Raw genomic sequence first — 23854 nt, 5'->3', positions numbered from 1 at the left:
TATGTATACGGCTTTGCAACGTACAACATGATACGTGTTCCTTGTAACGGGGGACGGCCGGTAAGAACTTACTGTAACATTCGGTTCTACTTCTCGGAGATGATTTTCGGTTACGCACTGAACGTTGGCTTTCAGCAAATCGCCAACTCTCTGGGGAACAGTTCTATAACGTACTCGTTCTCGTCAATGAATTTTTATTCAAGTATTCTGACAGTATTGTTGCATGTTTTTTTTAGAAAGTCAATATGTTTTTTTGAAAGATATATTTATATACGGAAATATCGAAAGTAATATTCGTTGTTGCAAAAGGAATAATGAATTGTAAAATGGGAGTAAAAATTTGTGGAGAATTGTAAAATTTATAGAGAAAGTTGATATTTATAGGAGTAAAGAAGGGATTATTTGAATTTACAGAGAATATTACAACAATCCACTTGCTGGAAAGAACAAACCAAAAGAGGTGACTGAAATGCTTGCGATGGGAGTATTATTTGGCATTATTGCTATAATTGGTTTTATGTGGTTATATTATTCGCGTTCGTTTAAACAAGCAGAAGTTTTACTCTTTCAAAAAGGTAGTTTGTTGACAAATCAGTCTAGATATTTAGTATGTCCGAAGTGTGGAAGTGCACAGGCCAGAAGTGGAGGATATCAAGAGTGTTGCAAAATTAGATTATGAAAGAAAGGAAGCCTCACATTATTTTGTGAGGCTTCCTTCCTTACAACTTCATGGCGCTCCAAATTGTCCATCGATCTCTTTCAATAATAGGAGAGACGTTTTGTAATGCGGTCTGTATATGTTGTAGAAGTTGAGAAAGTTCATCATCTGTTAACTCATATAGAATGGATCGACCTGTTCGAGGAGATAAATCTTGTAGCAATGCTTCTACAGAATCATGTATTTTTCGTACTTCCCATTGTGTTTGTGTGGGAAGCACGTGAAGAGAATGTTTTTGTAATTCTTTCTGTATCGTGTTGGTTTTTGGGCGTCTTTTTGACTCTATTTCAATGAGTTTTGGAAATATAGAGAAAAAATATCCACGAATGTGTTCGGGACTTCCTGGAACTGTACAATCTTCAATCGTTCGATCTTGTAAAATAAGTACACCGTTTTTATTTAATATACGAGAAGCTTCACATAAAAATGTAGGAATGTCTTGTAAATGATGAATAACTGCACGAGAAATAACTATGTCGAATGTTTCATTAGGGTATGGGATATTATGTGCATCACCGTGGATGAAAGAAATATTTGGAATGTTGCCGCAATTTTCTTTTGCAGCTTGTAATATTTCTTTTGAAAAATCAAGTCCCACAACATTTTTGGCTCCCATAAGAGCAAGTTCTTTCGTATAAATCCCGCCACCGCAGCCAATATCAATTATTTGCTTGTTTTGTATGTCTGTAATGTTTTTTACCATTTCAGCCCAAGAAATATGAGCGTTTCTTGTTGCGTATGTGTATTTATTATTTGGATCATGAAAATTAATGGACATGATAAAGACCTCCTTTCAATGATTAGTATAACTTATTTAATAGGATGTCACGTTTTTGTTTTATGTATGAAGATTATAAGAATTTCTTATCGTAAAAGGAGGATTAATTTGAAAGGGAAATATGTATTGTTGTTATTTGTTATGTTACTAGCAGCTTGTGGTCAAGCTGAGCAAAAAAAAGAAACAAAAAAAGTAGAAGAGACGGTGAATGAAGTGAAAGAAACAATAGAGGTAACCGTTATACAAAAAAAACATAAAGAGAAAAAGTTGCAGGAATCAGAAGCGAAGTTAGTAATAGACATTTTGGATAAAGCTGAGAAACAAGAAATAACCGGAAGCTTCGGTGAACCTGAATATGAAATACAAATTAGTAGAGATGGGAAAAAAGAAACTTATTATGCATGGTTAAGGGGAGAAGATAGACGAGGATGGGTGCAATATAAGAAAGCTATGTATATGTTGAATGAAAAAGATACGGAAAAGCTTTTGGCTATATTTCCAAATGTTTCAGAACAAAAAGAAGATGAGATGCAGGTAGGTCCTTTAACGGAAGTAACAAAAAAAGATTTGCAGATTACTACGTTTCATATTAAAGCGGGCGATCAAAACGTGAATTATATGGTACGGTATACGATTTCACAATCACTATACAACAAGTTAGTGAAGGAACGAGAGTATTATTTGCAACTCACTTTCCCAGAAAAAGTTCAAAAATTAATTGGAGCAAAAGAGAGTGAAATGATTTTAGGTGAAAAAGTAAAGGAAGGGTATAAGCAATATGAATTGCAGGCTACTGTTCCGATAAAAGGTGCTTCAGAATCACAATTAAAATCATTAGAAACATATTACGAAAAGTATGATTTGAAAATATTAAACAGTGAAAAAGAAAAAATAGGCGTGTTTCAAAATATAATTCAAATCGTTAAAGAGTATGGTGAAAAAATGAATTTTCAAAGATAAAGTGAGACTTTAATCGGCAGAGGATGCTCATTTTTCGTTGATTAATAGTCTTTGCCAATTCGGCGTTGATTCCCGCTTAACTTCTTTGTTCCAACTGAATTTTGAGATAAGATCCTTATTGGCTGTAACTGAATTGAAATTCTATATAGCCTTTCCTAGGAAATGATAATAGAGAGGGGAGAAGAACACCCTCTCTATTATTTTGCTTTTGCAGATGGCTCATTCATTGATTTTCGTGTAATAAGAAATGAAATCATAAGAGCGGAAAGAATGATAAGAGTGATAAGTAAGTGATTTGGCAACCAATCTAATAATAATACATAGCTCACTGTATAAAAAATAAGAGTTGAAGCTAAAAATGATAAAACACTTATTATGAGAGATTGTAAATTCATTCGTATATACCTCCTTTATTTATATTTTTGGCTAAAAATGGATTAAATAAACATTATTTCTAACAATAGAAAAAAATATGTCATAATAGAGAAAAGAACAAGCTTTGATGAATGAATAGGATTCATTAATGAGAGATAAAGGAGAGGAATATGAAAAATAATAAAAAAGGATTATGGGGAATTATTGTTGCGATAGGTCTATTTTTACTGTCTAAGTTAAAGTGGGTATTTGCAATTTTTAAATTAGCAAAGTTTTCAACGGTATTTAGTATGTTTCTATCGCTTGGCGCATACGCAGTTCTATATGGTTGGAAATTTGGAGTGGCGCTCATTTATTTGTTGTTTGTTCATGAAATGGGCCATTTATGGGCTGCGAAAAGAAAGGGGATCCCAACATCGCCAGCAATCTTTATTCCGTTTATGGGGGCCCTTATTGGAATGAAAGAGATGCCGAAAAATGCGAAAGATGAAGCTTACATCGCCTATATGGGGCCGCTTTTCGGACTTCTTTCATTTTTACCCGCGATTCCACTTTATATAATGACGCAAGAGCCGTTTTGGGCGCTTGTTATTTTGCTTGGAAGTATGATTAATTTCTTTAATTTAATTCCTGTTTCGCCGCTAGATGGTGGGCGAATTATTTCAGTTGTCAGTACTAAAATTTGGGGAGCAGGCCTTATTTTATTACTTGGCTATTCAATTTACTTTAAAAGTATTTTGGGAGGATTTATTGTTATTATCGGTTGTATGGAATTATACAGAGTGATAAAGAGAGATGAGCCGATTAAGGAATTAGGGCATAAAATTGATGGAATGAAAGAATATGTTGCTAGGCTTGAAGAGGAATTAAAAGAAACTGGAGCTGTACATCGGACTATATACATGATGCATCATGAGATGAATGCATTAAGACAAAGAGAACGGGAAAAAGAGTTACAAATAGGTGAACTTCAAAAAATGGAAGTGTTAGAGTATCTTTTACCGAAGTTTGAACCGTTAGATTATGTTCCATATGAAGATGAAAAAGATGAGTATACTATTCACATAAGAGAAGTATTTGAAGCGTCAGAAAGAAAATTAAATGAATGGAAAACAGAAAAGGAACAACAAGAAAACTATTATAAAGTGGATACGAAAACGAAATGGACAGTATTTGCTTGTTATATCGGATTAATAGCTATACTTGGTTATACAGCTTATGAAGGTTATATTGTTTTACAGGAGCATTTGCCAAGACGAAATGTGTAGAAAAATATTGTCGAAATGATAGGAAGAATTAATACAGGAATTATATTTCTACGAGAGAATGTTACAAGTATAGTCATACATTGTAATATCTTTAGTAGAGAAGGAGTTCTGTATATGAAGAAATTGTTAAGTGTATTCGGGATTATTATCGTAATGATCATTGCGAGTTATAGTCTTATGAAAGTGCTGTTACATTATGCGAATAAGCCTGCTGAGGTAAATACAATAGCTCAAGTAGAAGATGTGCAAGAAGAGACAAACGTGCTAGATTTTATTCGAATGACACATGAAAGCTATAATAATTTCTTAAATTACGGTAAAGCAGAGAATTATACAGACGGGGATTGGAAGCAATTTAAGCAATGGTTTCAACAACAAGAACCATCTTTAAAAAATATACATACGGAAATAAAGAATGAAAAAATAAAACGCGATGTAAATAGAAGCTATGAAATTGTAAAAAAAGGTGTGGAACTTCAAAATATTGAGTATGTAGTGTATGCCCACCGTGTATATCATGACTTGGATATTATCGTAAATAAATATAGAGGTGAAACGAATATCTGGGGGTATACGGAGTTTGGCGATGGGAAAGATAGAAAGGTAATTGAACAAGCTATACAAACAAAATAATAAGCTAGCTAGAATTCTAGTTAGCTTATTTTCTTTTGTAAATGCAATGTTCATATATTATTCACAAAAACAACGTGTTAATAGTGATTAAAATCACAATCTGCATTATAAGATTCAGTTAAACTAAAAACAGTTAAGGAAATAGAGGAGTGGGATACAATGTTAAGTGCAAAAACAATTGAAATCGTAAAGTCAACAGTACCATTATTACAAGAAAAAGGCGTTGAAATTACAACGAGATTTTATCAAATTTTATTTTCAGAACATCCGGAGTTATTGAATATTTTTAACCATACGAATCAAAAAAAGGGAAGACAACAACAAGCGTTAGCGAATGCTGTTTATGCAGCTGCAACGTACATTGATAATTTAGAAGCAATTATTCCGGTTGTAAAACAAATTGGTCATAAGCATAGAAGTTTAGGTATTAAAGCTGAGCATTATCCGATTGTAGGTACATGTTTACTACGTGCCATTAAAGAGGTCGCAGGTGCACCTGATGAAGTTTTAAATGCATGGGGAGAAGCATATGGTGTCATTGCTGATGCATTTATTAGCTTTGAAGCAGAGATGTATGAAGAAGCTGCACATAAAGAAGGTGGATGGAAAGACTTCCGCAACTTTGTGATTGTTAAAAAAGTGAAGGAAAGCGATGTTATTACGTCATTTTATTTGAAACCTGAAGATGGAGGGAAAGTTTCTTCATTCATCCCAGGTCAATATGTAACGGTTCAAATCAATATTGAAGGTGAGACATATACACATAATCGTCAATATAGTTTATCTGATGCACCTGGGAAAGAATATTATCGTATTAGTGTAAAGAAAGAAAAAGGTGTAGATACACCAGACGGTAAAGTATCTAATTACTTACATGAACATGTAAAAGAAGGAGATGTTTTACCAGTAAGTGCACCAGCGGGAGATTTCGTGTTAAATATGGATTCAACGTTACCAGTTGTACTAATTAGTGGTGGAGTAGGGATTACACCGATGATGAGTATGTTAAATACGTTAATTGAACAAGATTCAAAACGTAATGTATATTTTGTTCATGCAGCAATAAATAGTAATACACATGCAATGAAAGAACACGTTAAGGCAGTAGAAAATGAATATGAACAAGTTAAAGCATATACTTGTTATTCTGCACCGACTGAAAAAGATTTAGAAATGAAGAACTTTGATAAAGAAGGTTTCGTTGAAAGCGAATGGTTAAAAACTATTATTCCGACAACTGAAGCAGAATTTTATTTTTGTGGTCCAGTAGCATTTATGAAGCATATAAATGCTGCACTAACTGATTTAGGTGTGAAACAAGAGCATATTCATTATGAATTTTTCGGCCCAGCAACAAGCTTACAATAAGACGAATGAGAATAAACAAAAAAACGAGGTATTTATTTTACCTCGTTTTTTATTTGTTCTCGTAATAAACGGTTAACTGTTTCACGGCGTATGCCTATCAGTTGACCAATTTCAGTTTGTGTTAATATTTCATATATAGGAATGTCACCTAAATATAATGTGAACCATTCTTGTAAACGATGAAGACGTTCTTTCGGAGAGACGGTTGTCAATTGATCAATTCGTTGTTGCATCATTCTTAATTTAGATTGCAATTGCATAGCGATGTTGGCATATGATTCGGGATTTGCTTGAAGTCTCTCATACCATTCACTACTAGTGATCGGTTCAACTTCTGTTTTTATTAAAGCGATAGCTGTACCGTGATATTCTTTCGGTGAAATCAAAGAATGATGAGGTATTGTTTCACCTGGAACGATAATGTTGAATAAAAATGGTGTTCCGTCTTCCTCTAGCCGAACTACTTTTAATAAGCCTGTTTTTATAAAGTATAAAGGACCGTCCTCGCCTTGACGGAATAGTACATCTCCTTTGTGTAGAATCAATGTTAGCCCCCCATTAATATGTTTCTATTTCTTCTATTTTAGCGTATATGTATATAGACAATATGCTATTTCAACAGCAATTTCATTGACGAAATGTATGCTATTACAGTAGTATACTATTTAGTGTGTAATAGTACTAGCAATGAATACGCTGTAGGGGGTTTAGTATATTGTTAGATGCGATGAGAATGACGGATATGAGAATTCCGGCGAATGCTATCATTCATGTAGAAGAGATGAAAGGTGGAGTCGTTTTATCCGTTGAAGTAGACGGCCAAATTATTTATACGATGGCTTATGATGAAGAAACAGATAGTTATGCTGAATTATATGATCGAAATGATAAGAGGGCGTGCCAAGTACATGAAGACTTTATGGGATGGTCACTTCTTCACTAAAAAAGATGTCAATATGACATCTTTTTTTATTAAATCGATAGAATATACAAAGAAATGAAATATAAGGATAAAATTTGTAATAATTGATTTTGCATTGTTAGCACTCTGTAACTGCAAGTGAACTATTTTTTCGCTATCATAAAGATAACAGTCGCAGTTATAGGAGTGGTCAACTTGAAGAAAGTACATATTTCAAATTATATGTTATTATGTGTTTGTTTAATTTTATTTGTTCTCCTCGGAGGATTTTTATATTCATGTGTATAAGAAAAACGCATTCTAAAAAGAATACGTTATAAAAGGGAAATAATGATTAATCTAGTTCCAAGAATAATTAACGTAATACGTAATAAATTAATTACGGCGTTACCACTTAGTTTTGTATTAATATAAGCCCCGATTTTTCCGCCGATCCATGCACCAGGAATAAGGATTAATGCATAAATCCAGCTGACATTTCCAAGTGAGATGTGAGTTGCAGAACTTACAATTGCTGATAGAAATACGATGAACATTGAAGTTGCTACTGCAATATGTGCTGGGAATGCAAAAAGAAGCATCATTGCTGGAACAAGTAAGGCACCGCCACCAATTCCAAATAACCCAGATATAAACCCAACTATAAAGGCAATAAAGATAGCAAGAAACGGTGGGAATTGATAGTGTACAGTATTTCCATCATTATCTGTAAAAGAACGCTTAATTACAGACGTATTTGAGAGGGAAAGAGGTTTTAATTTGTCTCGAAGCATAAGTAGAATTGAGACGAATATAAGGAAAATCCCAAAGTATAAAGAAAATGTGTCTTGGTTTAAAAATTTATTTGCCCATGATCCGATAATACCACCAGGGCCGCTTCCGATAAATAAAATAAGTCCACTTTTATAATCTACTCGTTTATGCTTCATGTAAGTAAGGGTGGAAGATAGTCCTGTAAAAACGACTGTTACCATAGAAGTCCCTACTGCAAGTTGTGGTGATAAACTGTGTAATCCAATTAATAACGGAACAATAATAATTCCGCCTCCAAGCCCAACTAGGCTGCCGACTGTCCCGGCGATTAGTCCGATGAAAAGTAACATGATGTATTCCAAAATTGCCAACTCCTCTAAATAACTTATCCACCAATTATTATACACGCTTTTTAATGAGAAATAGGCTTGTTCACAAAAAAGTCGTCTTCCTAGAAAAATAAGGAAGACGACTTTTGATTAGAAAACAAAATGTAATAGATAGTAAAACAGAGCAGCTAAAGAAGCTGAAATAGGAAGTGTAATAACCCATGTAATTAACATACGTTTTGCAGTTCCCCATTTTACCCCTTTCACACGGTGAGAAGCACCAACCCCTAAAATAGAAGAAGAGATAACGTGCGTCGTACTAACCGGTAAGTGAATGAATGTTGCACCGAAAATAACAAGTGATGATGATAAATCGGCAGCTACACCATTTACAGGACGAATTTTCATAATTTGTCCACCGACAGTTTTAATAATTTTCCATCCACCGACAGAAGTACCAAGCCCCATTGCGATAGCACAAGATAATTGTACCCAGAACGGAATATCGCTAGAAGTATGATAGTTATTAGCCATAAGAGCCATCGTAATGATTCCCATTGCTTTTTGTGCATCATTCGTACCGTGTGTATAGGCTTGTAATGCTGCAGTGAAAATCTGGAATATACGGAAGTTTTTGTTCGTTTTCGTTAAGTTAAAGTTTTTAAAGACCACTTTAAAAATACTGTATACGATATAACCAATAACGAAAGCGATAATTGGTGAAATGATTAAAGCTTCAAGAATTTTAATGAATCCTTTAAGGTTTAATGAGCTAATACCAGCAGCAGCAATGGCTGCACCTGCGATTGAGCCAATAATTGCATGCGAAGAACTACTTGGGATACCGTAGTACCAAGTAATTAAGTTCCATGCTATCGCCGCAAGTAAAGCAGCTAAAATTACAAGAGAACCATTTTGTAAAGCAAATGGGTCAACGATATCTTTTGTAATCGTTTTTGCTACACCTGTAAATGTCATTGCACCTAAAAAGTTCATAATAGCTGCCATAATAATTGCATGTCTAGGCTTTAGAGCTTTCGTTGAAACAGCCGTTGCAATAGCGTTTGCTGTATCGTGAAATCCATTGATAAAGTCAAAAGCTAAAGCGCAAATGACTACTAAAACGGTCAGTATCAAGAGTGTATCCATGATCAAACTCCTTACGCATTCTTCATAATAATTGTTTCTAATACGTTTGCAACGCTTTGACAGCTATCAGCTACTTCTTCAAGCTCTTCGTAAATCTCTTTAAATTGAATAATCTTAATCGGATCTTTCTCACGAGAGAATAAGTGCTTAATCGCATGACGACGAATATCATCGCATTGTGATTCGTAATCCTTAATCTTAATCGCGTTCGTACGAATGTCGACTAACTTCTTTTTAGACAGTAGTTCAACAGAATTTGCAATTTCAATTGCACATTGATTAATTGCTTCTACGAATTTAATCATGTATTCATCAGCTTCTGTAATAGAATACATTTCGAACAGACCAGCACTGTGATCTAATCCGTCTAATACATCATCCATACTCATTGCAAGTTGTAGGATGTCCTCACGTTCAATCGGAGTAATAAACGCTTTGTTTAGCTCCATAATGATTTCGTGAATAAATGAGTCACCTTTTGACTCATACTCTTTCATGCGCATAGAAAACTCTTTTAAATCGCTAGCATTTTTAATTTTATACTCCACGAAAAATTGCGCGCCTTCTTTTAAATTTTCGGAAACATTCATTAACATTTCAGAAAATTTATCTTTTTTTGATTTAAAGACCATTATTGTTACCCCCACAAAAGTAATATATGTAAAATATATTGGCTAATCAATTCTAACAAAAAACTGTCGTTTTTTAAAACATTTTATCGAAAAGTTTACAAAAACTTAACATAACTCTCGTTGTTCTATTAATAATATTAATATCCAATAGTGAATATCTTACTTGTAGAATGTCCTTTTCTTGCAAAAAGTATGAATGTAAAAGAAAAGCTTTACACTATAGGAATGACTACGTTATTATAATAAATTTAAAAGGCGGTATATTCTTCCTTTTAAAAAGAAGAGTGTAAATAAATGAAGGAAGTGAACGAATGAAATTGAAGAACACTCATTTTAAAAAAATGCTTGAGTGGTTCAATAAGAGGAAGAAACTTCGTAATTCATTAATTGTATTGGGAAGTGTACTCGTTACTCTATTTATTGCTGTAAATATAATAATTTCCATTCAAGACATATCTGAATTAAAACAAGCTGTTCCACAACCGACTTTAATTTATGATGCAAATAATGAGGTCGCAACTAAATTAGCTTCTTCGAAAACAGAAGGCGTTAAAAGAAAAGATATTCCTGATATTATGGTTCAGGCAATTGTTGCAGTAGAAGATAAGGGATTTTTTAACCATCATGGTATTTATTATAGTGGAATTATAAGTGCAGTTTTTAAAAATATTACAGCAGGAGAAGTTGTAGCAGGGGGAAGTACAATTACACAGCAGCTCGCGAAGAATGTATTTCTGACACAAGATCGTACATTTTCTCGTAAAATAAAGGAATACTTTTTAACGAAAAAAATAGAACGTACTTATACAAAAGATGAAATTATTGAAATGTATATGAATCAAATTTATTTTGGGGAAGGTGCTTGGGGGATAAAGAGGGCAGCTAAATCTTATTTTGATAAAGAGGTAAAAGATTTATCAATTTCAGAAGCTGCAACGATCGCGGGCTTAATTAAAGCGCCGTCTGCGTATTCGCCTTATAAAAACTTTAATAAATCAATTGAACGACGTAATGTCGTATTAAGTTTAATGAAGGAACAAGGATATATTTCTGAAGAGCAATACAATAAAGAAAAAGAGTCAGGCCTTGTATTAAAACGTGGGGTTGATGATAAATATAAAGGTAAATACTCCCAATATGTAGACTATATAGTTAGAGAAGCGATGGATAAGTATGAATTAACACAAAATGAAATTTTAGCAGGTGGTTATCGTATTTATACTGAGCTGGATCCGAAAAAACAACAAGCTGTAGAAGATGTTGTGAATAATGATAGTTATTTCAAAGATAGTGGCTCAGATCAACTTATGCAAACGGGTGTAGTCCTTATAAATCCCAAAACAGGCGGTGTTCCAGCTTTAGTTGGGGGGAGAGGACCATATCAGTTTTTACAATTTAATCATGCTACGCAATTAAAAAGACAGCCAGGTTCAACATTAAAGCCTCTAGCTGTATATGTACCCGCTTTAGAACAAGGGTATGAGGTATACGATATATTAAAGGATGAACCATTTCATATTAAAGAATATGAACCTAAAAATAGTGATCAGGCTTTTCATGGTAATGTGACAATGTACGAAGCGGTAGCAAAGTCGTATAATGTTTCTGCTGTGTGGTTATTAGAACAAATAGGATTAGATAAAGGATTGAAATCTTTAGAGCGATTTGGTATTCCATTAGTACCAGAAGACCGTACGTATCCAATTGCTTTAGGTGGGATGCATGTAGGGACATCTCCATTTGTAATGGCCCAAGCATATAGTACATTCGCTAATGATGGGGTTCAAGTAGAGGCTCATGCAATTAGAGAAGTTCAAAATGCTGAAGGGGAAATAATAGGGAACTGGTATAAGAAAGAGACACGAGTGACGAGTGAGAAAATCGCTCAAAAGATGACGTATTTATTAAAAGGTGTTGTAGAAAAGGGAACAGGTGGAAAAGCGAAAGTTAATAATGTTGATACAGCAGGAAAGACAGGGACGACTCAACTTGTAAATGGTCCGAGCGTAGGAGCGAAGGACTCGTGGTTTGTAGGATACACACCAGATTTAGTAGGTGCGATTTGGGTGGGATATGACAAAACAGATAGCGAGCATTATGTGCCAGGTGGTAGTCAAATTACGACGACGATGTTCCGGGACATCATGAAAAAAGCAAATGCAAACCCAGCCCAAAAAGCGTTCCAATTGTCGTTAATATCTGAGGCTGACTATAAAAAACAATTGCAAACAATTGAAGAAGAAAAGAGAAGAAAAGAAGAAGAAAAGAGAAGGCAAGAAGAGGAACAACAAAGGAAAAAAGAACAGCAAGAGTGGTTTGATAAAGTGAAAGAGTGGATTCCATCATTATGGTGAAAAAAGAGGCGAATTTCATTATTCGCCTCTTTCTCATGTGAAAAATAAAGTGAGCTCATAATGAGTGAGATAAATGCTACTATTCATTAAGAGTAATGTTCGTAATGCCAAAAGATTGAGAATCGTATGTGACGATTATTGTTCCTTTACTAATCGGTTCGTAAGGTAATTCTTCTTCATAACTACCATTATTTTCATTATGGATAGACAGCGTGATTTCATCAATTCCTTTATTTGTATACTGATCTTTAATCGTTTCAGCAATTTGAAGTAGAGTTTCGTAGTTAGAAGCTTTCGTAATAAGCATTCCTTTTATAACTTTTTTTTCATTATTTGTGGAATTGGAATAAGGGATGTCGTTTTGTTTCGTATACAAAAGTTTGTATGGAACTGTTTTTCTCTCCGCTTTTGAAATAGTGGAATATTTTAGAGTTAAAAAAAATCCTACACATAAAATAATGCATACCATAAGAGCAATCCAAATGCGTATCAGTGACATAACTCTCATTTTTCATCCCTCTTTCATATCTTTGACTTCATTATTTATCATACAAAATGAGGATTAAGATAGAGTAAATTTGAGGTAAAGAAACGTAAAGAAGGAGCACTTATCCTCCCAAATAAGTGCTCCTTTTTATTAAAAGAGAGATTTAATAGACAATCAAAATCACATCTATTACTTATAAATGTGCTTAGTCCTCCCAAAATATTTTCGGAAATTGTGGTTAGTAAATTCGGAAGACAGATAGTGTCGCAGTTGTATCGCCCGCAGGTCCTTGATTGAGGCCCTTGAGCACCAGTAGTCCCCGTAGTTCCTCCACCTAGGCAACCAGATCCATATTGAACTAGAATAGCTTGACCAAGAGCTTGAAGAAGTCTAACAAATTCTGTAAGTTCTGACTTAGGGATGTTAATATGGCTACATGCTCTTACTTCGCAACAATCATTACCATAAAATACTTTTCCTTTATTTTTATTGTTCATCTTTTCATTCTTTTCTTTCATAGAATCATTAGTCATTACTATATATTAAAATGAAATTTATACTAAATTCGTGATGGACAAACTACCATTTCTAAAAAAATAAGAAATTGGCCCACCTAGAAAGAAATAAGTAAGATATAGAGAAAGGTTTATATAATGTAAAGAAGAAAAGTGCAATATAAAAAACTACATGCTAATTGTTGGGAGTGTTTAACAATTGGCATGTAGTTCGTGGATTAGTCCTTTATTTACATTGATTTAATTTTTCAAGGGTTGTTTTAGGTAAGATTGGAATTGAAATAGTGAAAGTTGTACCATCTTCATTACTAGTCATTTTTAATGTGCCGTTATGATTTTGGATGATTTTTTTTGTTACTGACAAGCCTAGTCCTGTTCCCGAATCCTTCGTTGAGAAGAATGGATCAAAGATATATTCTTGAATAGCTGGAGGAATACCAATTCCATTATCTGTGAAAGTAATCCGAACGAAGTTATCAAGGCGATAACTAGTGATTTGAATAGAAAGAGGTTTGTCGCCTTGAGCATCGACGGCATTTTGAAATAGATTTAAAAACACTTGAACAAGTTCATGTCGATCAATATTGACTAAAATATCATCTAATTCATTAGAGAAGTTATAATCAATTGAAATGTTATGCAAGGAGACTTCACTAGCTAGTAACTGTTGAATATAGTCACGTAAAAATGTATTGATCGGAAACGGTTCTCTTGTAAATTCCCGTGTTTTTGAAACAGCTAAAAATTTTGTAATAATATTATTTGCACGATCTAATTCAGGGATAAGCAAGTTTTTAAATAACTCTTGATTTGATGTAGAAACGCTTTCTTGTAAAAATTGTAAGTATCCTCGTACTGTTGTAAGAGGATTTCGTACTTCGTGTGCAATTCCAGCTGCGATTCGCCCTGCTAACGAAAACTTCTCTGCATCACGTTCTGTATTTAAATAATGAAAGACACTAATAACTCTAAAAATCTCACCGTTATAATCACGAATAATTCGGTTATTTATAATACCGTAATTTTTGTCTAAAACTTCTTCATTATATATTTCTGTTCCCGTTCTTAATGTTTCAATTGCTTTAATTTTTTCTTCCGGCAAGTTTAGTAATTGTTGAATTGGTTTTCCAATAATATCATTGCGTATTACACCGAAATCATCTGCGGCAACTTGATTACATAAAGTAATATTCCCTTTACTATCGACAAAGGTTACATGATGTGAAAAGGCATCAAAAATATGAACAAAGTGTTTTTCAAGTTGTTCAAATAAAAATAATGAATCACAAGTAAGTTGAAAATTAGCTTCTTTATTTTCTTTTGGTATTTCTTGAATGGAATGAGTTGTTCTGGTTTTCTTTATTCGTAAACCAATATGTGGATTTTTGTATGTGAAATGATGTGGTAATTGATTCACAAGTTCTTCATAAAAACGTACTTTATTTTCTAGTTCTTCAATTCGTTTTTCATGAGATACAGTAGCATCGTTTGGAAGCATAAATAAATAACCCCTCATTTTAAAAATTCTTCCATATAGTATATCATATTTTTATAAGGATACTCTTAAAGAAAAGGCTACATAATGCAAAGTGTTTGGAAAGTGAATAGAAGATGAAGTTAAAAAGGGAGGGATATATGTGCTGTTCATTGGAGTGACAGGATGGGGAGATCATAATTCTTTATACATAGATTCCTATGAAAATAGAAATAAATTACGAACATATAGCGAGTATTTTCCTATTGTGGAAGTGGATAGTTCATTTTACGCGATGCAACCTGCACGAAATTATATAAAATGGGCAATGGAAACGCCGAAAGATTTTTCTTTTGTCGTAAAAGCGTATCAAGGAATGACAGGACATATGAAAGGTGAAATTCCTTTTTCTACGTTCGATGAGATGTTTGATTTGTATAAACAGTCTATTCTTCCTTTATTAGAAGCTGATAAATTAAAAACAATTTTATTTCAATATCCACCATGGTTTGATTGCAAAAAGAAAAATGTAGATTTTCTTCGATATACGAAAGAAAAAATGGAAGGTTTACCATGTGCAATAGAATTTCGAAATCAAACATGGTTTTATCCAGAAATGAGAGATAAGACGTTACAGTTTCTAGAACAGGAGAAATGGGTTCATACAATTTGTGATGAACCACAGGCTGGGATAGGTTCTGTGCCACTCGTGTTAGAGGTTACGAATTCAGACATGGCATTAATACGTTTTCACGGTCGAAATGTTCATGGTTGGCTTGATAAAGGGGAAAATTGGAGAGCGGTTCGCTGTTTATATCGCTACAACAATAAAGAACTGGAAGAATGGGTTGAACGACTAGAGCAATTAAAAAAGAAAACAAAGGATATATACGTACTGTTTAACAACAATTCAGGTGGGGATGCAGCAGATAATGCGAAACAGCTTATGAAAATGATGAACATTACATATGGTGAGCCGAAGCCGGAGCAATTAAATTTTTTTGAATGATAATAAACAAGAAAGGCACTGTACAAACAGGGGGAATGTACAGTGCCTTTCTATATGAAAAAGAGGGGTAACAATGTTACTGAGCGTTTGGTTGATTCATCAATTGTTGGCTTCATAATAAATGATAATGGTTATCATTATCATTGTCAATGGTTTTTCTAAAAATATATAAAAAACTTTGTATATTTTAAATAGAGATAAAAAAAGAACAGCGATTAATGCTGTTCTTTTCCGTTGACAAATTGTTGTAAATCAAAAGGAGTTATCGCCTGGATAAATTCTTTTGAGATAAGTGTTTGAACGAGAGTGCTCTCAGAGATAGAAGCACCTGTTTTCTTTTCATAAGCTTGTTTTAATAAATCAAGTTTTTCAGCCGTTTCTTTTGGTAATTCAATTGTAAGTGTGTTCATAATTTCTCCCCCTTAGTATTAGAGTACCACTACAGTATAGGAGAGACAAGAAAAGAGAATATGAAATATAAAAAAGGTTACCAAATTTTCAAATGGTAACCTTTTTTATGTATAAGAGTTATTAAGCAATACCGATATACTTTAAAGTTTTTGATGGAGTACTGTGATCAAAGAAGTGTTGTAAAAATGCAATATCAACACCTGATTTGTATGCACAATAACCCCAAGTTTTTCGAAGTGTATGTGAGCTAATCCCTTCTAATCCAACTTCTTTTGCAGCTTTGTTTAAAATGTACCATGCATGTTGTCTCGTAATAGATTTTGTTCCTTTTTGAGATTTTAACAATGGTTCATTACGTTTCCAAGTTTTACGTTCTTTCATGTAGTCTTCGATTGCGTGCTGTAAGTCTTCATTTACAGCAAACCATTTATGTTTCTTCACTTTTTCATTGTAAAATAAAATGGAATGGCGAACATTTTCATTTTCATCGATTACATCACTAACTTTTAATTGTAAGATTTCACTTACTTTTAAGCCAGAATTTACAGCTAATACGAATAATAAGCCATCACGTTTCGAAGATTGTAAAAGTATATTTTTGATAGTTTCTAATTGTTTTTCATTTTGAATAGGTTGTCCTGCTTGTTTCATTTCACGCACTCTCCTCTTTTATATGTGTAAAGGAAAGGATTAACTTGTTTCTTACTATAAAGGGAGAGTGTGAATTTCATGTGAACTCCTAGTGAAATTAAGACAAATTATTTGACTTCTTTTACTTTTTGTAAATTGAAATAGAATACAACACTGTTAGTCGTATTATACACACCGTATTCGGCATGATGGAGGTCTAAAATGTTTTTTACAATAGATAATCCGAGACCAGTACCTCCAGTGTGACGGCTACGTGATGCATCTAGACGATAGAAGCGATCCCAAATTTTTTCAAGACTTTCTTCAGGGATAGGGTTTCCTGTATTTTCGATTTCGACTTTTACGGTATCTTCTGCCTCTATAATAGAGACTTGTATTTTTTCTCCATCTGGCGTATAACGGATTGCATTACTTAGTAAGTTCACAACTACTTGCTCAATGCGACTGCGATTTGCTTTAACAAGTATAGAAGGGTCTGCATCGATGTTCACTTGTAAATGTTTTTCTTCCATGCTAAATAATAATTTTGTGTAGACTTGTTGCGTTAATTCACCGATTGAGAACGTCGTCATATCTAGTTTGTAAGTACCAGATTCCAACTTTGCTAATTCTAACATTTCAACAATCAGCCTGTTCATATTTTCTGTTTCTTCTAAAATAACATCAGTATAATACGAAGTATCCTTACTAACACCATCTTTAATTCCTTCTGCAAAACTTCTAATTACACTCAGTGGTGTTTTTAATTCGTGTGACACGCCAGAAATGAATTCTTTTCTTGTTTTTTCCAATTGACGTTCACGTTCAATATCTTGTTGTAACTTTGTATTAGCGACATTTAATCGATCGATTCGATCTTTTAAATTTACAGATAATGTATTGATACTGCCAGAAAGCCCGCCAATTTCATCGTCAGCTGTAACAGGTAATTTCTCGCTGAAATCAAAATTAGCCATTTTTTTTGTAACACGATTTATTTTAATTAATGGCTTAACAATGATTTTTGAGTAGTAGAAGGATAACAAAATAATAACGAGAAACACGATAATTAAGGCATAAACATAATAATCTTTTAAAACGAGCATCGCTTCATTAACAGGCTGCAAAGATGCTATCGCAAAAGCGTATTCTGTAATCCTTCCATTTTCTATAATCGGTTTTACAAAGATACTATTTTTTATATTTTCTCCACCATCTAATATAAAAGTACTTAATTGGTTCGAGTTAGAAGTGCCCTCTCTAATCATATCTGCGAAATATTGAACGGCTTGTAATGTTTCAATATCATTTGCAAGACGAACCTCAGCTTTGGATGGGAGCTGTAACTTAGTTATAACACCTGTAAAGACGATTCGAGTTGTAGATTTGTATCGGCTTGCAAGTCTGTTCTTAGAAGGGTTACCATTAATTGACTGAAAATCCGAATAGAAATGTTCGTTCTGCCATTGATTATAATTCGTTCCTAATTTTTGTGGTGTGATTATATTATTCTCTTGTACGACTCCATCAACATTGATTATTACATCTTTTTTTAAACCTAAATTTTCGAATTTATTATATTCTTCTGGTGTTAAAAGATTATTGAGTGGAATGGAATACTGTTTATTATTGTTGGGATTAAATACATCGATATAGTAATTGTTATCACTTTTAATAATACCGTTAGAATCCAAAAACTGCATATCTGCATTTGTTTTATCATGAAATTCTTGTTTTAGTTTTCTAACCTGCTCATAACTTTTATCACTTTTATCATAATTATCTACGAATTTTTCAAAAGCAGTTTGGACTGTTTTTACTTTCTTATTAATATAAAATTTCTCTAAAAATAGAGATTGTCCTAGGAAAAAAAGTAGGAATATGATTGTAAATAAAGTGGATGTTAATAAAAATAGTTTAAAGACGATACTTCTGTTTTTCACTGCGTCACCTCTTATGAGAAATACTGTAAATGATTTCTTTATCCCGCCTTAACAGGTAATAAGACTCCTACTTCAAAATTCGGCAAATACAAGGGAGTTAGGCGGGAGATCAACTGCCCGTAAAATCCTGATTGGTTCAACTAATAATCAATGGGGAATGGGAAAAATCCCCACTGATTAAAGTTTCACTTTATTATAACAAACGTTACAAGAAAGTAGAGGGGAGAAATCTGTCTCTTTATAAAATAGTTATTTATAAAAAGTCACATAAAAAGAACTCGCCAGACGTATGACAAGTTCTTTAGTGTATTATTGTTGAATTGCTGCATCTAAAGCGATTTCAATCATTTCGTTAAATGTAGTTTGACGCTCTTCAGATGTTGTTTCTTCGCCAGTGAAGATGTGATCGCTAACTGTTAATACAGATAATGCATTTACACCGTATTTCGCTGCTAATGTGTAAAGAGCAGTTGTTTCCATTTCTACTGCTAATACACCGTAATCTCCAAGTTTTTTAACCATGTCCATGCTTTCACGATAAAACACATCTGCTGTTAAAACGTTACCGACACGAACGTGTAATCCTTTTTCAGTTCCAGCATCGTAAGCTTTCTTTAAAAGATCAAAGTTTGCAGCTGGTGCAAAATCAAATCCTGGGAATGTTAAACGGTTCATATTAGAATCAGTACAAGCCGTCATTGCGATAATAACATCACGAACTTTTACATCTTTTTGAATTGCACCGCAAGTTCCAACGCGAATTAAATTTTTAACTCCGTAGCTTTGGATTAATTCGTTTACATAAATAGAAATAGAAGGAACACCCATACCTGTACCTTGAACAGATACACGTTTTCCTTTATAAGTTCCAGTGAAACCTAACATACCACGTACGTTATTATAGCAAGTAACATCCTCTAGAAATGTTTCAGCGATATATTTTGCACGTAATGGATCACCAGGTAATAGAATAGATTCAGCGATTTCGCCTTGTTTTGCTTCGATATGTACACTCATGAAAAGTCCTCCTTATAATGTATTGATAGAAATCAATATCATTTGCATTATACACTACGAATCCTTTCAATTAAAATCTTTTTATTATTTGTAATATGTGCAAAATAGGAGGATTTCATAAATCATAATCTAGAATATATACCTTAAGAAGTTTTGTATGAACAGAGACAATAAAAATGGTAGGTGATGTTTTGAAAAATCTTGTCATTGGACTTATTGCGTTAGTACTTATTGTGGCAGGAGGATTTTACATAAAAAAATATCAAGAAAACGAAGAGACTGTAGGAGATGTTCAGGAAGTAAAGTGGGATGTGTCAAATGGAAAGGGAAATGAGAAAGTAGATATTTTATTTCAGTTGTTAAACAAAAAGAATAATGAAATTCGTGGTGTAAATGATCAAATTCGGGCAGTGATTGTAGATGGACAGTTAAAACACATACAACAAATTAAACCTACATTTGCAGGGAACGGGTCATATAAGTTATCTTCCAAAATAGCGAAAGACGAAGAATATACAATATTTTTATACGAAGATAAAAATAAGTCCGTAGAGTCATTCGCTAGGAAAGATTTTGGTAGAACGAAAGAGGAGAACAATAAGAAAAAAGTGAAATTTCCAATCGACAGTGTACTTACAAAAAAAATAGGAGAGTATGAAGTTTCTCTTTTATTTGGCGCATTACATCCGAATGAACCAGTTACGTTAACATTTCAGTTTCAAGCGAAAAAGGGTGAAAAATTGAAATTACATTCAGAGAGAGGAGAAGTAGAGTCACTCTATATCGTGGATGAAACGAAGGAGAACTTTTTATACGCTATGCCTGTAGATACGGATGAGCAATTACAATACCGGATTACATTTCCTGCCGAGGGCACGTATAAAATGTGGGGGAATTTCTATATAAATGGTAAGAAGTATGAAAAAGAATTTATTGTACAAGTTCAAAAAAGAAAAAACAGCTAAGAATTTAGCTGTTTTTTCTTTTTCCTATTAATTTTGTTACAGAGAGCATTGTAATTGGTAAAGAATGATTCTTCCTAAATGCTAAATATTTACCGCTCCATGCTGGTTTATATTTTTCTTTAAAATGTCGTAATCCGCTGAAACTATACGTATAACGAACGTTATTAAAGATTGCAGCAGCCACTCGTTCAGACCAGAAAGACTGTGTGGATAAACCAACATTTGAAAGTGGTGCCATACCAATATTAAAGGAGTGGTACTCATTTTCTTTTGCCCATTGGAATAAGTGGATGAAAATTGCGTCCATAATGCCGCTAGGCGCATCTGGATAATATCGCATTAAATCGACAGATAATGATCCGTTTTGATATACGGGCATGAATGTTGTGAATGCAATAATTTTTCCATCCGCATCAGATAATGTTGCGATAGGAGCGCGACTAATATATTCACGATCGAAGTATCCGAGTGAAAAACCTTTCTCTTTTTTTCCACCAAGCCATGCATCTGAAACTTTTCTTAACTCTTCATATAATTCGTCGGAGAAAGGTGGCTCATGAATAGAGAATGTATAGCCTTCTCTTTCAAAACGGTTGAAAGTAGCTCGCATGCCAGCACGTTTCTTTCCTGTTATTGTAAAGGTATTTAAATCAACAACAGCTTCTTCACCGAGCTTAAAGAAGTTATAACCAAAATCGTGATATAAACTCATCCATTTACTTTCAATTTGGTAGAATACACAAATGTATCCAAATCGATCAGCCTCAGCTAAAAACTCTTGCAATACAGTACGATAGGAGGAAGGGTCACCAATTGGATCACCTAGTACAATAAGTCGTTTTCCAGTTATTGAGAAGAGAATGAGTGCTTTTCCATCACTACTGAAAAAGAACTGCTTATCTCCTAAAAAACCTAAATGACTAAGTACATTTCCACCATGTTCATCTAAGAAGTTTTGTAATCTTTTATCATTAGCTGGTTGCCCGGGAAATTCATTTCGATAACGATTTGCAATGAGTGAACCAATTAGTAAAAAAGTAGGAACAAAAAAGGCAGCTGCTAATGCACTTCGTTTCACTTGTGTAATATTACGAACGACAAAATCAGGTTTGAAAGCTTCCTTTGCACCTGCAAATAAAATACCTAAGTTTTTATATAAATATAACGTTACAAGTAGGAATATAAAAACTTTTACGATATCGGAAAGTGAGACTTCCATTTTCTCACGTACAAACCTTTTACGAAGCATATACAATACAGCGAGTACGATTAATAAAATAAACGTTTCTTCAACATCAATTCCTTTTAGTGTATTAAAAATAGCCGCTCCAATTAAAGAAACAATCGTCATATAATAAGAACGTTTTGTTCCGTAATATATCCCCCGTGAAAGAATGAGTAGGAGAATACCGAATGTTAGTGATAAGCTAAAAGAAAATTGAATAAGGTGTTTTGGAGCTAGAATATGTAAGGCGTGTGCCCGATTTATACTTGTCGGTAGAATGGTTGATAAAATAACCATTAAGCCAGCAAATACTGTTAAAGCAGCAGATGCCCAAGAACCTAACTTTCCTAGAAAGTCACGCTGCAAGGTCCATATAACACCAGTTGTCTCTAATGCAGGCGCAATAAAAGGTTTATCTTCAAACTTTTTAATGGCTACTCCTGTCATTTCAAAAGCTGCAAAAATGAGACCAAGGCAGAATGGTAAGATGTAATAGACGAGACGATATAATAACATAGCAGGGAGTAAAACACCTGTATCGATGCCGTATTGCCCAAGCCCAGTTAAGAAGACAAGGTCAAATGATCCAAGGCCACCAGGAACAAGACTAACGACACCAGCTAAAGCAGCAATGACATATACGCCTAAAAACTTTTGGAATTCGATTTCAATGCCAAATAATAATAATATGACGTACATAACAATACCAGCAGATACCCATTCGACTAATGAAACTAATGAGTATAAAACGGTTGGGTTCTTCTCCTCTTCTTCTTGTCCCTCTGTTTGCGTCGCTTTTCTATTTTTTAATTTAGAAAACCCGATATATATAGGAACGAAAAGAGCAAAGAAGATAAGAACAGGCCATAGCCATGGTTTTTCATGCAAAATAAATCTCGTGTCTAATATTCCGATAAGACCAAGAAATGAAAGAATGGCTAATCCATTAATAAAGGCAGTTGTCATCCAAGCGATACTTTTAATAAGTTTTCCATTTTCTTTTATGTATGGACGATAAAGCATTGTGCGTACGCCGGCTCCAACGAGACCACCAAACCCGATAAATCCATTTAAAGTATTAGCAATCCACGAGATACGGAAAATCTTTTGGACAGGAATATCAGCTTTTAAGTAACGAAGCATAACATAGTCATAAAAGAACATTGTTGATACAGCGAATGCACCAAGTGTAATTGCTAAAAAGACTCCTCCAGTTGGAATGTTTTTAATTGTATCAATCGCTTCTAAAAAAGAAATGCCCGCTAATTCTTTTTTTGCTTGAAAGAATACAATTGTTAATACAACAAATGGGAAGATAATTTTCCCGATTTGTAAGAAACGTTTCCATGAAAACGACATAAATACAACTCTCCTTGTGTAAGAAAACTGAGACAATAATATTATTATGACAAACTTCAAGAAAAATAAAAAGGTAAATTCCTGTATAGGGGAGCTATTTTTTATATAGGTATATTTAAAAGAATATTTTGTTTATCAGAAAATTAAGTTAGAATAAGATAAAAGAAGGAGGAGGGGGGAGTATATGATTATAAAAGGTTATGTAGGATATGAGTTAGAAAAAGCGAAACCTAATACATCAGAGGATTTTTTTAACAGATCTGAAGTGACATATATATTAAATGATAAAGAGAAAACTTTTTCGGTTTTATACGTTCGATATTTTGAAGAAGTTTTACAAGAAATTACTCCTTTTGAAGGAAATCCAGTGTATAAAGTAGAAGAACAAAACATATATTTGCGCGATATTGTAGCGATATGTTGTTTAGTGAAAGATAGGGAGCTTCGTGCGCAAAAACGTTTGTATTTAAATAATATGGAAGAATTTCAACAATATTTTGATGAAGGAACGGTGTTGAAAGTACAAGAAATATTGGCTGAATTACATAAAAATAAAAGAGTAGAAATAGTGTGAAATGGC

At 33.6% G+C, this 23854-nt stretch carries 23 protein-coding genes, 1 pseudogene and 1 other annotated feature (1 of these 25 running past the window's edge); of the genes and pseudogenes, 10 read left to right on the top strand and 14 right to left on the bottom strand.

Annotated features, from left to right (window positions below; translation table 11 throughout):
* Window positions 1-196 (bottom strand) — a binding site (T-box leader); it reaches 63 nt to the left of the window's first position.
* 273 nt (window positions 197-469) lie between these two features.
* Window positions 470-679, top strand: a complete 210-nt coding sequence (locus tag BUA87_RS10370; protein ID WP_000880630.1) for a hypothetical protein — start codon at window positions 470-472, stop codon at window positions 677-679.
* A 40-nt stretch (window positions 680-719) separates the two neighbouring features.
* Here BUA87_RS10370 and BUA87_RS10365 read toward each other — a convergent pair whose 3' ends face one another.
* Window positions 720-1496 (bottom strand): class I SAM-dependent methyltransferase, encoded by a 777-nt coding sequence (locus tag BUA87_RS10365; RefSeq protein ID WP_000026288.1) that lies wholly within the window; start codon window positions 1494-1496, stop codon window positions 720-722.
* A gap of 108 nt (window positions 1497-1604) precedes the next feature.
* Here BUA87_RS10365 and BUA87_RS10360 point away from each other — a divergent pair, with 108 nt between their 5' ends.
* Window positions 1605-2456 carry a YhfM domain-containing protein gene (locus tag BUA87_RS10360; RefSeq protein WP_000677053.1) on the top strand — a complete coding sequence of 284 codons (852 nt, stop codon included), beginning with the start codon at window positions 1605-1607 and terminating at the stop codon, window positions 2454-2456.
* Window positions 2457-2653: 197 nt separating this feature from the next.
* On the opposite strand, the gene BUA87_RS10355 is transcribed toward BUA87_RS10360, so the two are convergent.
* Window positions 2654-2851: a hypothetical protein gene (locus BUA87_RS10355; RefSeq protein WP_001053359.1), complete on the bottom strand. Its 198-nt coding sequence runs from the start codon at window positions 2849-2851 to the stop codon at window positions 2654-2656.
* A gap of 150 nt (window positions 2852-3001) precedes the next feature.
* Between BUA87_RS10355 and BUA87_RS10350 the strand changes: the two genes are divergently transcribed.
* The 3 genes from BUA87_RS10350 to hmpA all read left to right on the top strand — a co-directional run bounded on the left by BUA87_RS10350 (window position 3002) and on the right by hmpA (window position 6100).
* Window positions 3002-4099 carry a site-2 protease family protein gene (locus BUA87_RS10350; protein WP_000794493.1) on the top strand — a complete coding sequence of 366 codons (1098 nt, stop codon included), beginning with the start codon at window positions 3002-3004 and terminating at the stop codon, window positions 4097-4099.
* A 114-nt stretch (window positions 4100-4213) separates the two neighbouring features.
* Window positions 4214-4732, top strand: coding sequence for a hypothetical protein (locus BUA87_RS10345; RefSeq protein WP_000735528.1), 519 nt, complete (start codon window positions 4214-4216; stop codon window positions 4730-4732).
* 159 nt (window positions 4733-4891) lie between these two features.
* Complete coding sequence (hmpA, locus tag BUA87_RS10340) at window positions 4892-6100, top strand: NO-inducible flavohemoprotein (protein WP_072939632.1); 1209 nt, start codon at window positions 4892-4894, stop codon at window positions 6098-6100.
* 32 nt (window positions 6101-6132) lie between these two features.
* On the opposite strand, the gene BUA87_RS10335 is transcribed toward hmpA, so the two are convergent.
* Window positions 6133-6645 (bottom strand): Crp/Fnr family transcriptional regulator, encoded by a 513-nt coding sequence (locus BUA87_RS10335; RefSeq protein WP_000600585.1) that lies wholly within the window; start codon window positions 6643-6645, stop codon window positions 6133-6135.
* A gap of 170 nt (window positions 6646-6815) precedes the next feature.
* On the opposite strand from BUA87_RS10335, the gene BUA87_RS10330 reads away from it, so the two are divergent.
* Window positions 6816-7043, top strand: a complete 228-nt coding sequence (locus BUA87_RS10330) for a hypothetical protein (protein ID WP_000883009.1) — start codon at window positions 6816-6818, stop codon at window positions 7041-7043.
* Between the two features lie 293 nt (window positions 7044-7336).
* Here the strand turns inward: BUA87_RS10330 and BUA87_RS10325 are convergent, their stop codons facing one another.
* The 3 genes from BUA87_RS10325 to BUA87_RS10315 all read right to left on the bottom strand — a co-directional run bounded on the left by BUA87_RS10325 (window position 7337) and on the right by BUA87_RS10315 (window position 9885).
* Entirely contained in the window at window positions 7337-8137 is an 801-nt protein-coding gene (locus BUA87_RS10325; RefSeq protein ID WP_000455762.1) for a sulfite exporter TauE/SafE family protein, read from the bottom strand.
* Window positions 8138-8254: 117 nt separating this feature from the next.
* Complete coding sequence (locus BUA87_RS10320; protein ID WP_000380276.1) at window positions 8255-9253, bottom strand: inorganic phosphate transporter; 999 nt, start codon at window positions 9251-9253, stop codon at window positions 8255-8257.
* Window positions 9254-9264: 11 nt separating this feature from the next.
* On the bottom strand, window positions 9265-9885 hold the full coding sequence (locus BUA87_RS10315) for a DUF47 domain-containing protein (RefSeq protein WP_000231445.1): 621 nt from the start codon (window positions 9883-9885) through the stop codon (window positions 9265-9267).
* Between the two features lie 311 nt (window positions 9886-10196).
* Between BUA87_RS10315 and BUA87_RS10310 the strand changes: the two genes are divergently transcribed.
* A complete protein-coding gene (locus BUA87_RS10310) occupies window positions 10197-12239 on the top strand; it encodes a transglycosylase domain-containing protein (protein WP_072939630.1) in 2043 nt (680 codons plus the stop codon).
* Between the two features lie 79 nt (window positions 12240-12318).
* Here the strand turns inward: BUA87_RS10310 and BUA87_RS10305 are convergent, their stop codons facing one another.
* The 3 genes and pseudogenes from BUA87_RS10305 to BUA87_RS10295 all read right to left on the bottom strand — a co-directional run bounded on the left by BUA87_RS10305 (window position 12319) and on the right by BUA87_RS10295 (window position 14739).
* On the bottom strand, window positions 12319-12747 hold the full coding sequence (locus BUA87_RS10305; RefSeq protein ID WP_065228522.1) for a hypothetical protein: 429 nt from the start codon (window positions 12745-12747) through the stop codon (window positions 12319-12321).
* Window positions 12748-12964: 217 nt separating this feature from the next.
* A pseudogene (locus BUA87_RS10300) lies at window positions 12965-13244 on the bottom strand (hypothetical protein).
* A 223-nt stretch (window positions 13245-13467) separates the two neighbouring features.
* Window positions 13468-14739 (bottom strand): ATP-binding protein, encoded by a 1272-nt coding sequence (locus tag BUA87_RS10295; protein ID WP_000937248.1) that lies wholly within the window; start codon window positions 14737-14739, stop codon window positions 13468-13470.
* Window positions 14740-14878: 139 nt separating this feature from the next.
* On the opposite strand from BUA87_RS10295, the gene BUA87_RS10290 reads away from it, so the two are divergent.
* A complete protein-coding gene (locus BUA87_RS10290) occupies window positions 14879-15724 on the top strand; it encodes a DUF72 domain-containing protein (protein ID WP_000897363.1) in 846 nt (281 codons plus the stop codon).
* Between the two features lie 215 nt (window positions 15725-15939).
* On the opposite strand, the gene BUA87_RS10285 is transcribed toward BUA87_RS10290, so the two are convergent.
* The 4 genes from BUA87_RS10285 to deoD all read right to left on the bottom strand — a co-directional run bounded on the left by BUA87_RS10285 (window position 15940) and on the right by deoD (window position 19725).
* Complete coding sequence (locus tag BUA87_RS10285; RefSeq protein WP_001094860.1) at window positions 15940-16134, bottom strand: DUF3924 domain-containing protein; 195 nt, start codon at window positions 16132-16134, stop codon at window positions 15940-15942.
* A 121-nt stretch (window positions 16135-16255) separates the two neighbouring features.
* Entirely contained in the window at window positions 16256-16786 is a 531-nt protein-coding gene (locus tag BUA87_RS10280) for a tyrosine-type recombinase/integrase (RefSeq protein WP_000806236.1), read from the bottom strand.
* A 107-nt stretch (window positions 16787-16893) separates the two neighbouring features.
* Window positions 16894-18708 carry a sensor histidine kinase gene (locus BUA87_RS10275; RefSeq protein ID WP_000797514.1) on the bottom strand — a complete coding sequence of 605 codons (1815 nt, stop codon included), beginning with the start codon at window positions 18706-18708 and terminating at the stop codon, window positions 16894-16896.
* A gap of 309 nt (window positions 18709-19017) precedes the next feature.
* Entirely contained in the window at window positions 19018-19725 is a 708-nt protein-coding gene (gene deoD / locus BUA87_RS10270) for a purine-nucleoside phosphorylase (RefSeq protein ID WP_000110707.1), read from the bottom strand.
* 176 nt (window positions 19726-19901) lie between these two features.
* On the opposite strand from deoD, the gene BUA87_RS10265 reads away from it, so the two are divergent.
* On the top strand, window positions 19902-20690 hold the full coding sequence (locus BUA87_RS10265; protein ID WP_000232599.1) for a hypothetical protein: 789 nt from the start codon (window positions 19902-19904) through the stop codon (window positions 20688-20690).
* A gap of 4 nt (window positions 20691-20694) precedes the next feature.
* Here BUA87_RS10265 and mprF read toward each other — a convergent pair whose 3' ends face one another.
* Entirely contained in the window at window positions 20695-23274 is a 2580-nt protein-coding gene (gene mprF, locus BUA87_RS10260) for a bifunctional lysylphosphatidylglycerol flippase/synthetase MprF (protein WP_000010853.1), read from the bottom strand.
* Window positions 23275-23458: 184 nt separating this feature from the next.
* Here mprF and BUA87_RS10255 point away from each other — a divergent pair, with 184 nt between their 5' ends.
* Window positions 23459-23848, top strand: coding sequence for a hypothetical protein (locus tag BUA87_RS10255; protein ID WP_000584360.1), 390 nt, complete (start codon window positions 23459-23461; stop codon window positions 23846-23848).
* Window positions 23849-23854 lie beyond the last annotated feature (6 nt).

Origin of the sequence: Bacillus sp. bc15 (assembly GCF_900142585.1) — a bacterium.
In the GTDB taxonomy this organism is placed as follows: domain Bacteria; phylum Bacillota; class Bacilli; order Bacillales; family Bacillaceae_G; genus Bacillus_A; species Bacillus_A cereus.
This window is presented reverse-complemented; position numbering and strand designations above follow the sequence as displayed.

Excerpts from the sequence above, each read along its gene's own strand:
- BUA87_RS10370 (WP_000880630.1), top strand. The coding sequence starts at position 470 with ATGCTTGCGATGGGAGTATTATTTGGCATTATTGCTATAATTGGTTTT.
- BUA87_RS10365 (WP_000026288.1), bottom strand. The coding sequence starts at position 1,496 with ATGTCCATTAATTTTCATGATCCAAATAATAAATACACATACGCAACA.
- BUA87_RS10355 (WP_001053359.1), bottom strand. The coding sequence starts at position 2,851 with ATGAATTTACAATCTCTCATAATAAGTGTTTTATCATTTTTAGCTTCA.
- BUA87_RS10350 (WP_000794493.1), top strand. The coding sequence starts at position 3,002 with ATGAAAAATAATAAAAAAGGATTATGGGGAATTATTGTTGCGATAGGT.
- BUA87_RS10345 (WP_000735528.1), top strand. The coding sequence starts at position 4,214 with ATGAAGAAATTGTTAAGTGTATTCGGGATTATTATCGTAATGATCATT.
- hmpA (WP_072939632.1), top strand. The coding sequence starts at position 4,892 with ATGTTAAGTGCAAAAACAATTGAAATCGTAAAGTCAACAGTACCATTA.
- BUA87_RS10320 (WP_000380276.1), bottom strand. The coding sequence starts at position 9,253 with ATGGATACACTCTTGATACTGACCGTTTTAGTAGTCATTTGCGCTTTA.
- BUA87_RS10315 (WP_000231445.1), bottom strand. The coding sequence starts at position 9,885 with ATGGTCTTTAAATCAAAAAAAGATAAATTTTCTGAAATGTTAATGAAT.
- BUA87_RS10310 (WP_072939630.1), top strand. The coding sequence starts at position 10,197 with ATGAAATTGAAGAACACTCATTTTAAAAAAATGCTTGAGTGGTTCAAT.
- BUA87_RS10305 (WP_065228522.1), bottom strand. The coding sequence starts at position 12,747 with ATGAGAGTTATGTCACTGATACGCATTTGGATTGCTCTTATGGTATGC.
- BUA87_RS10295 (WP_000937248.1), bottom strand. The coding sequence starts at position 14,739 with ATGCTTCCAAACGATGCTACTGTATCTCATGAAAAACGAATTGAAGAA.
- BUA87_RS10285 (WP_001094860.1), bottom strand. The coding sequence starts at position 16,134 with ATGAACACACTTACAATTGAATTACCAAAAGAAACGGCTGAAAAACTT.
- BUA87_RS10280 (WP_000806236.1), bottom strand. The coding sequence starts at position 16,786 with ATGAAACAAGCAGGACAACCTATTCAAAATGAAAAACAATTAGAAACT.
- deoD (WP_000110707.1), bottom strand. The coding sequence starts at position 19,725 with ATGAGTGTACATATCGAAGCAAAACAAGGCGAAATCGCTGAATCTATT.
- BUA87_RS10265 (WP_000232599.1), top strand. The coding sequence starts at position 19,902 with ATGGTAGGTGATGTTTTGAAAAATCTTGTCATTGGACTTATTGCGTTA.
- mprF (WP_000010853.1), bottom strand. The coding sequence starts at position 23,274 with ATGTCGTTTTCATGGAAACGTTTCTTACAAATCGGGAAAATTATCTTC.
- BUA87_RS10255 (WP_000584360.1), top strand. The coding sequence starts at position 23,459 with ATGATTATAAAAGGTTATGTAGGATATGAGTTAGAAAAAGCGAAACCT.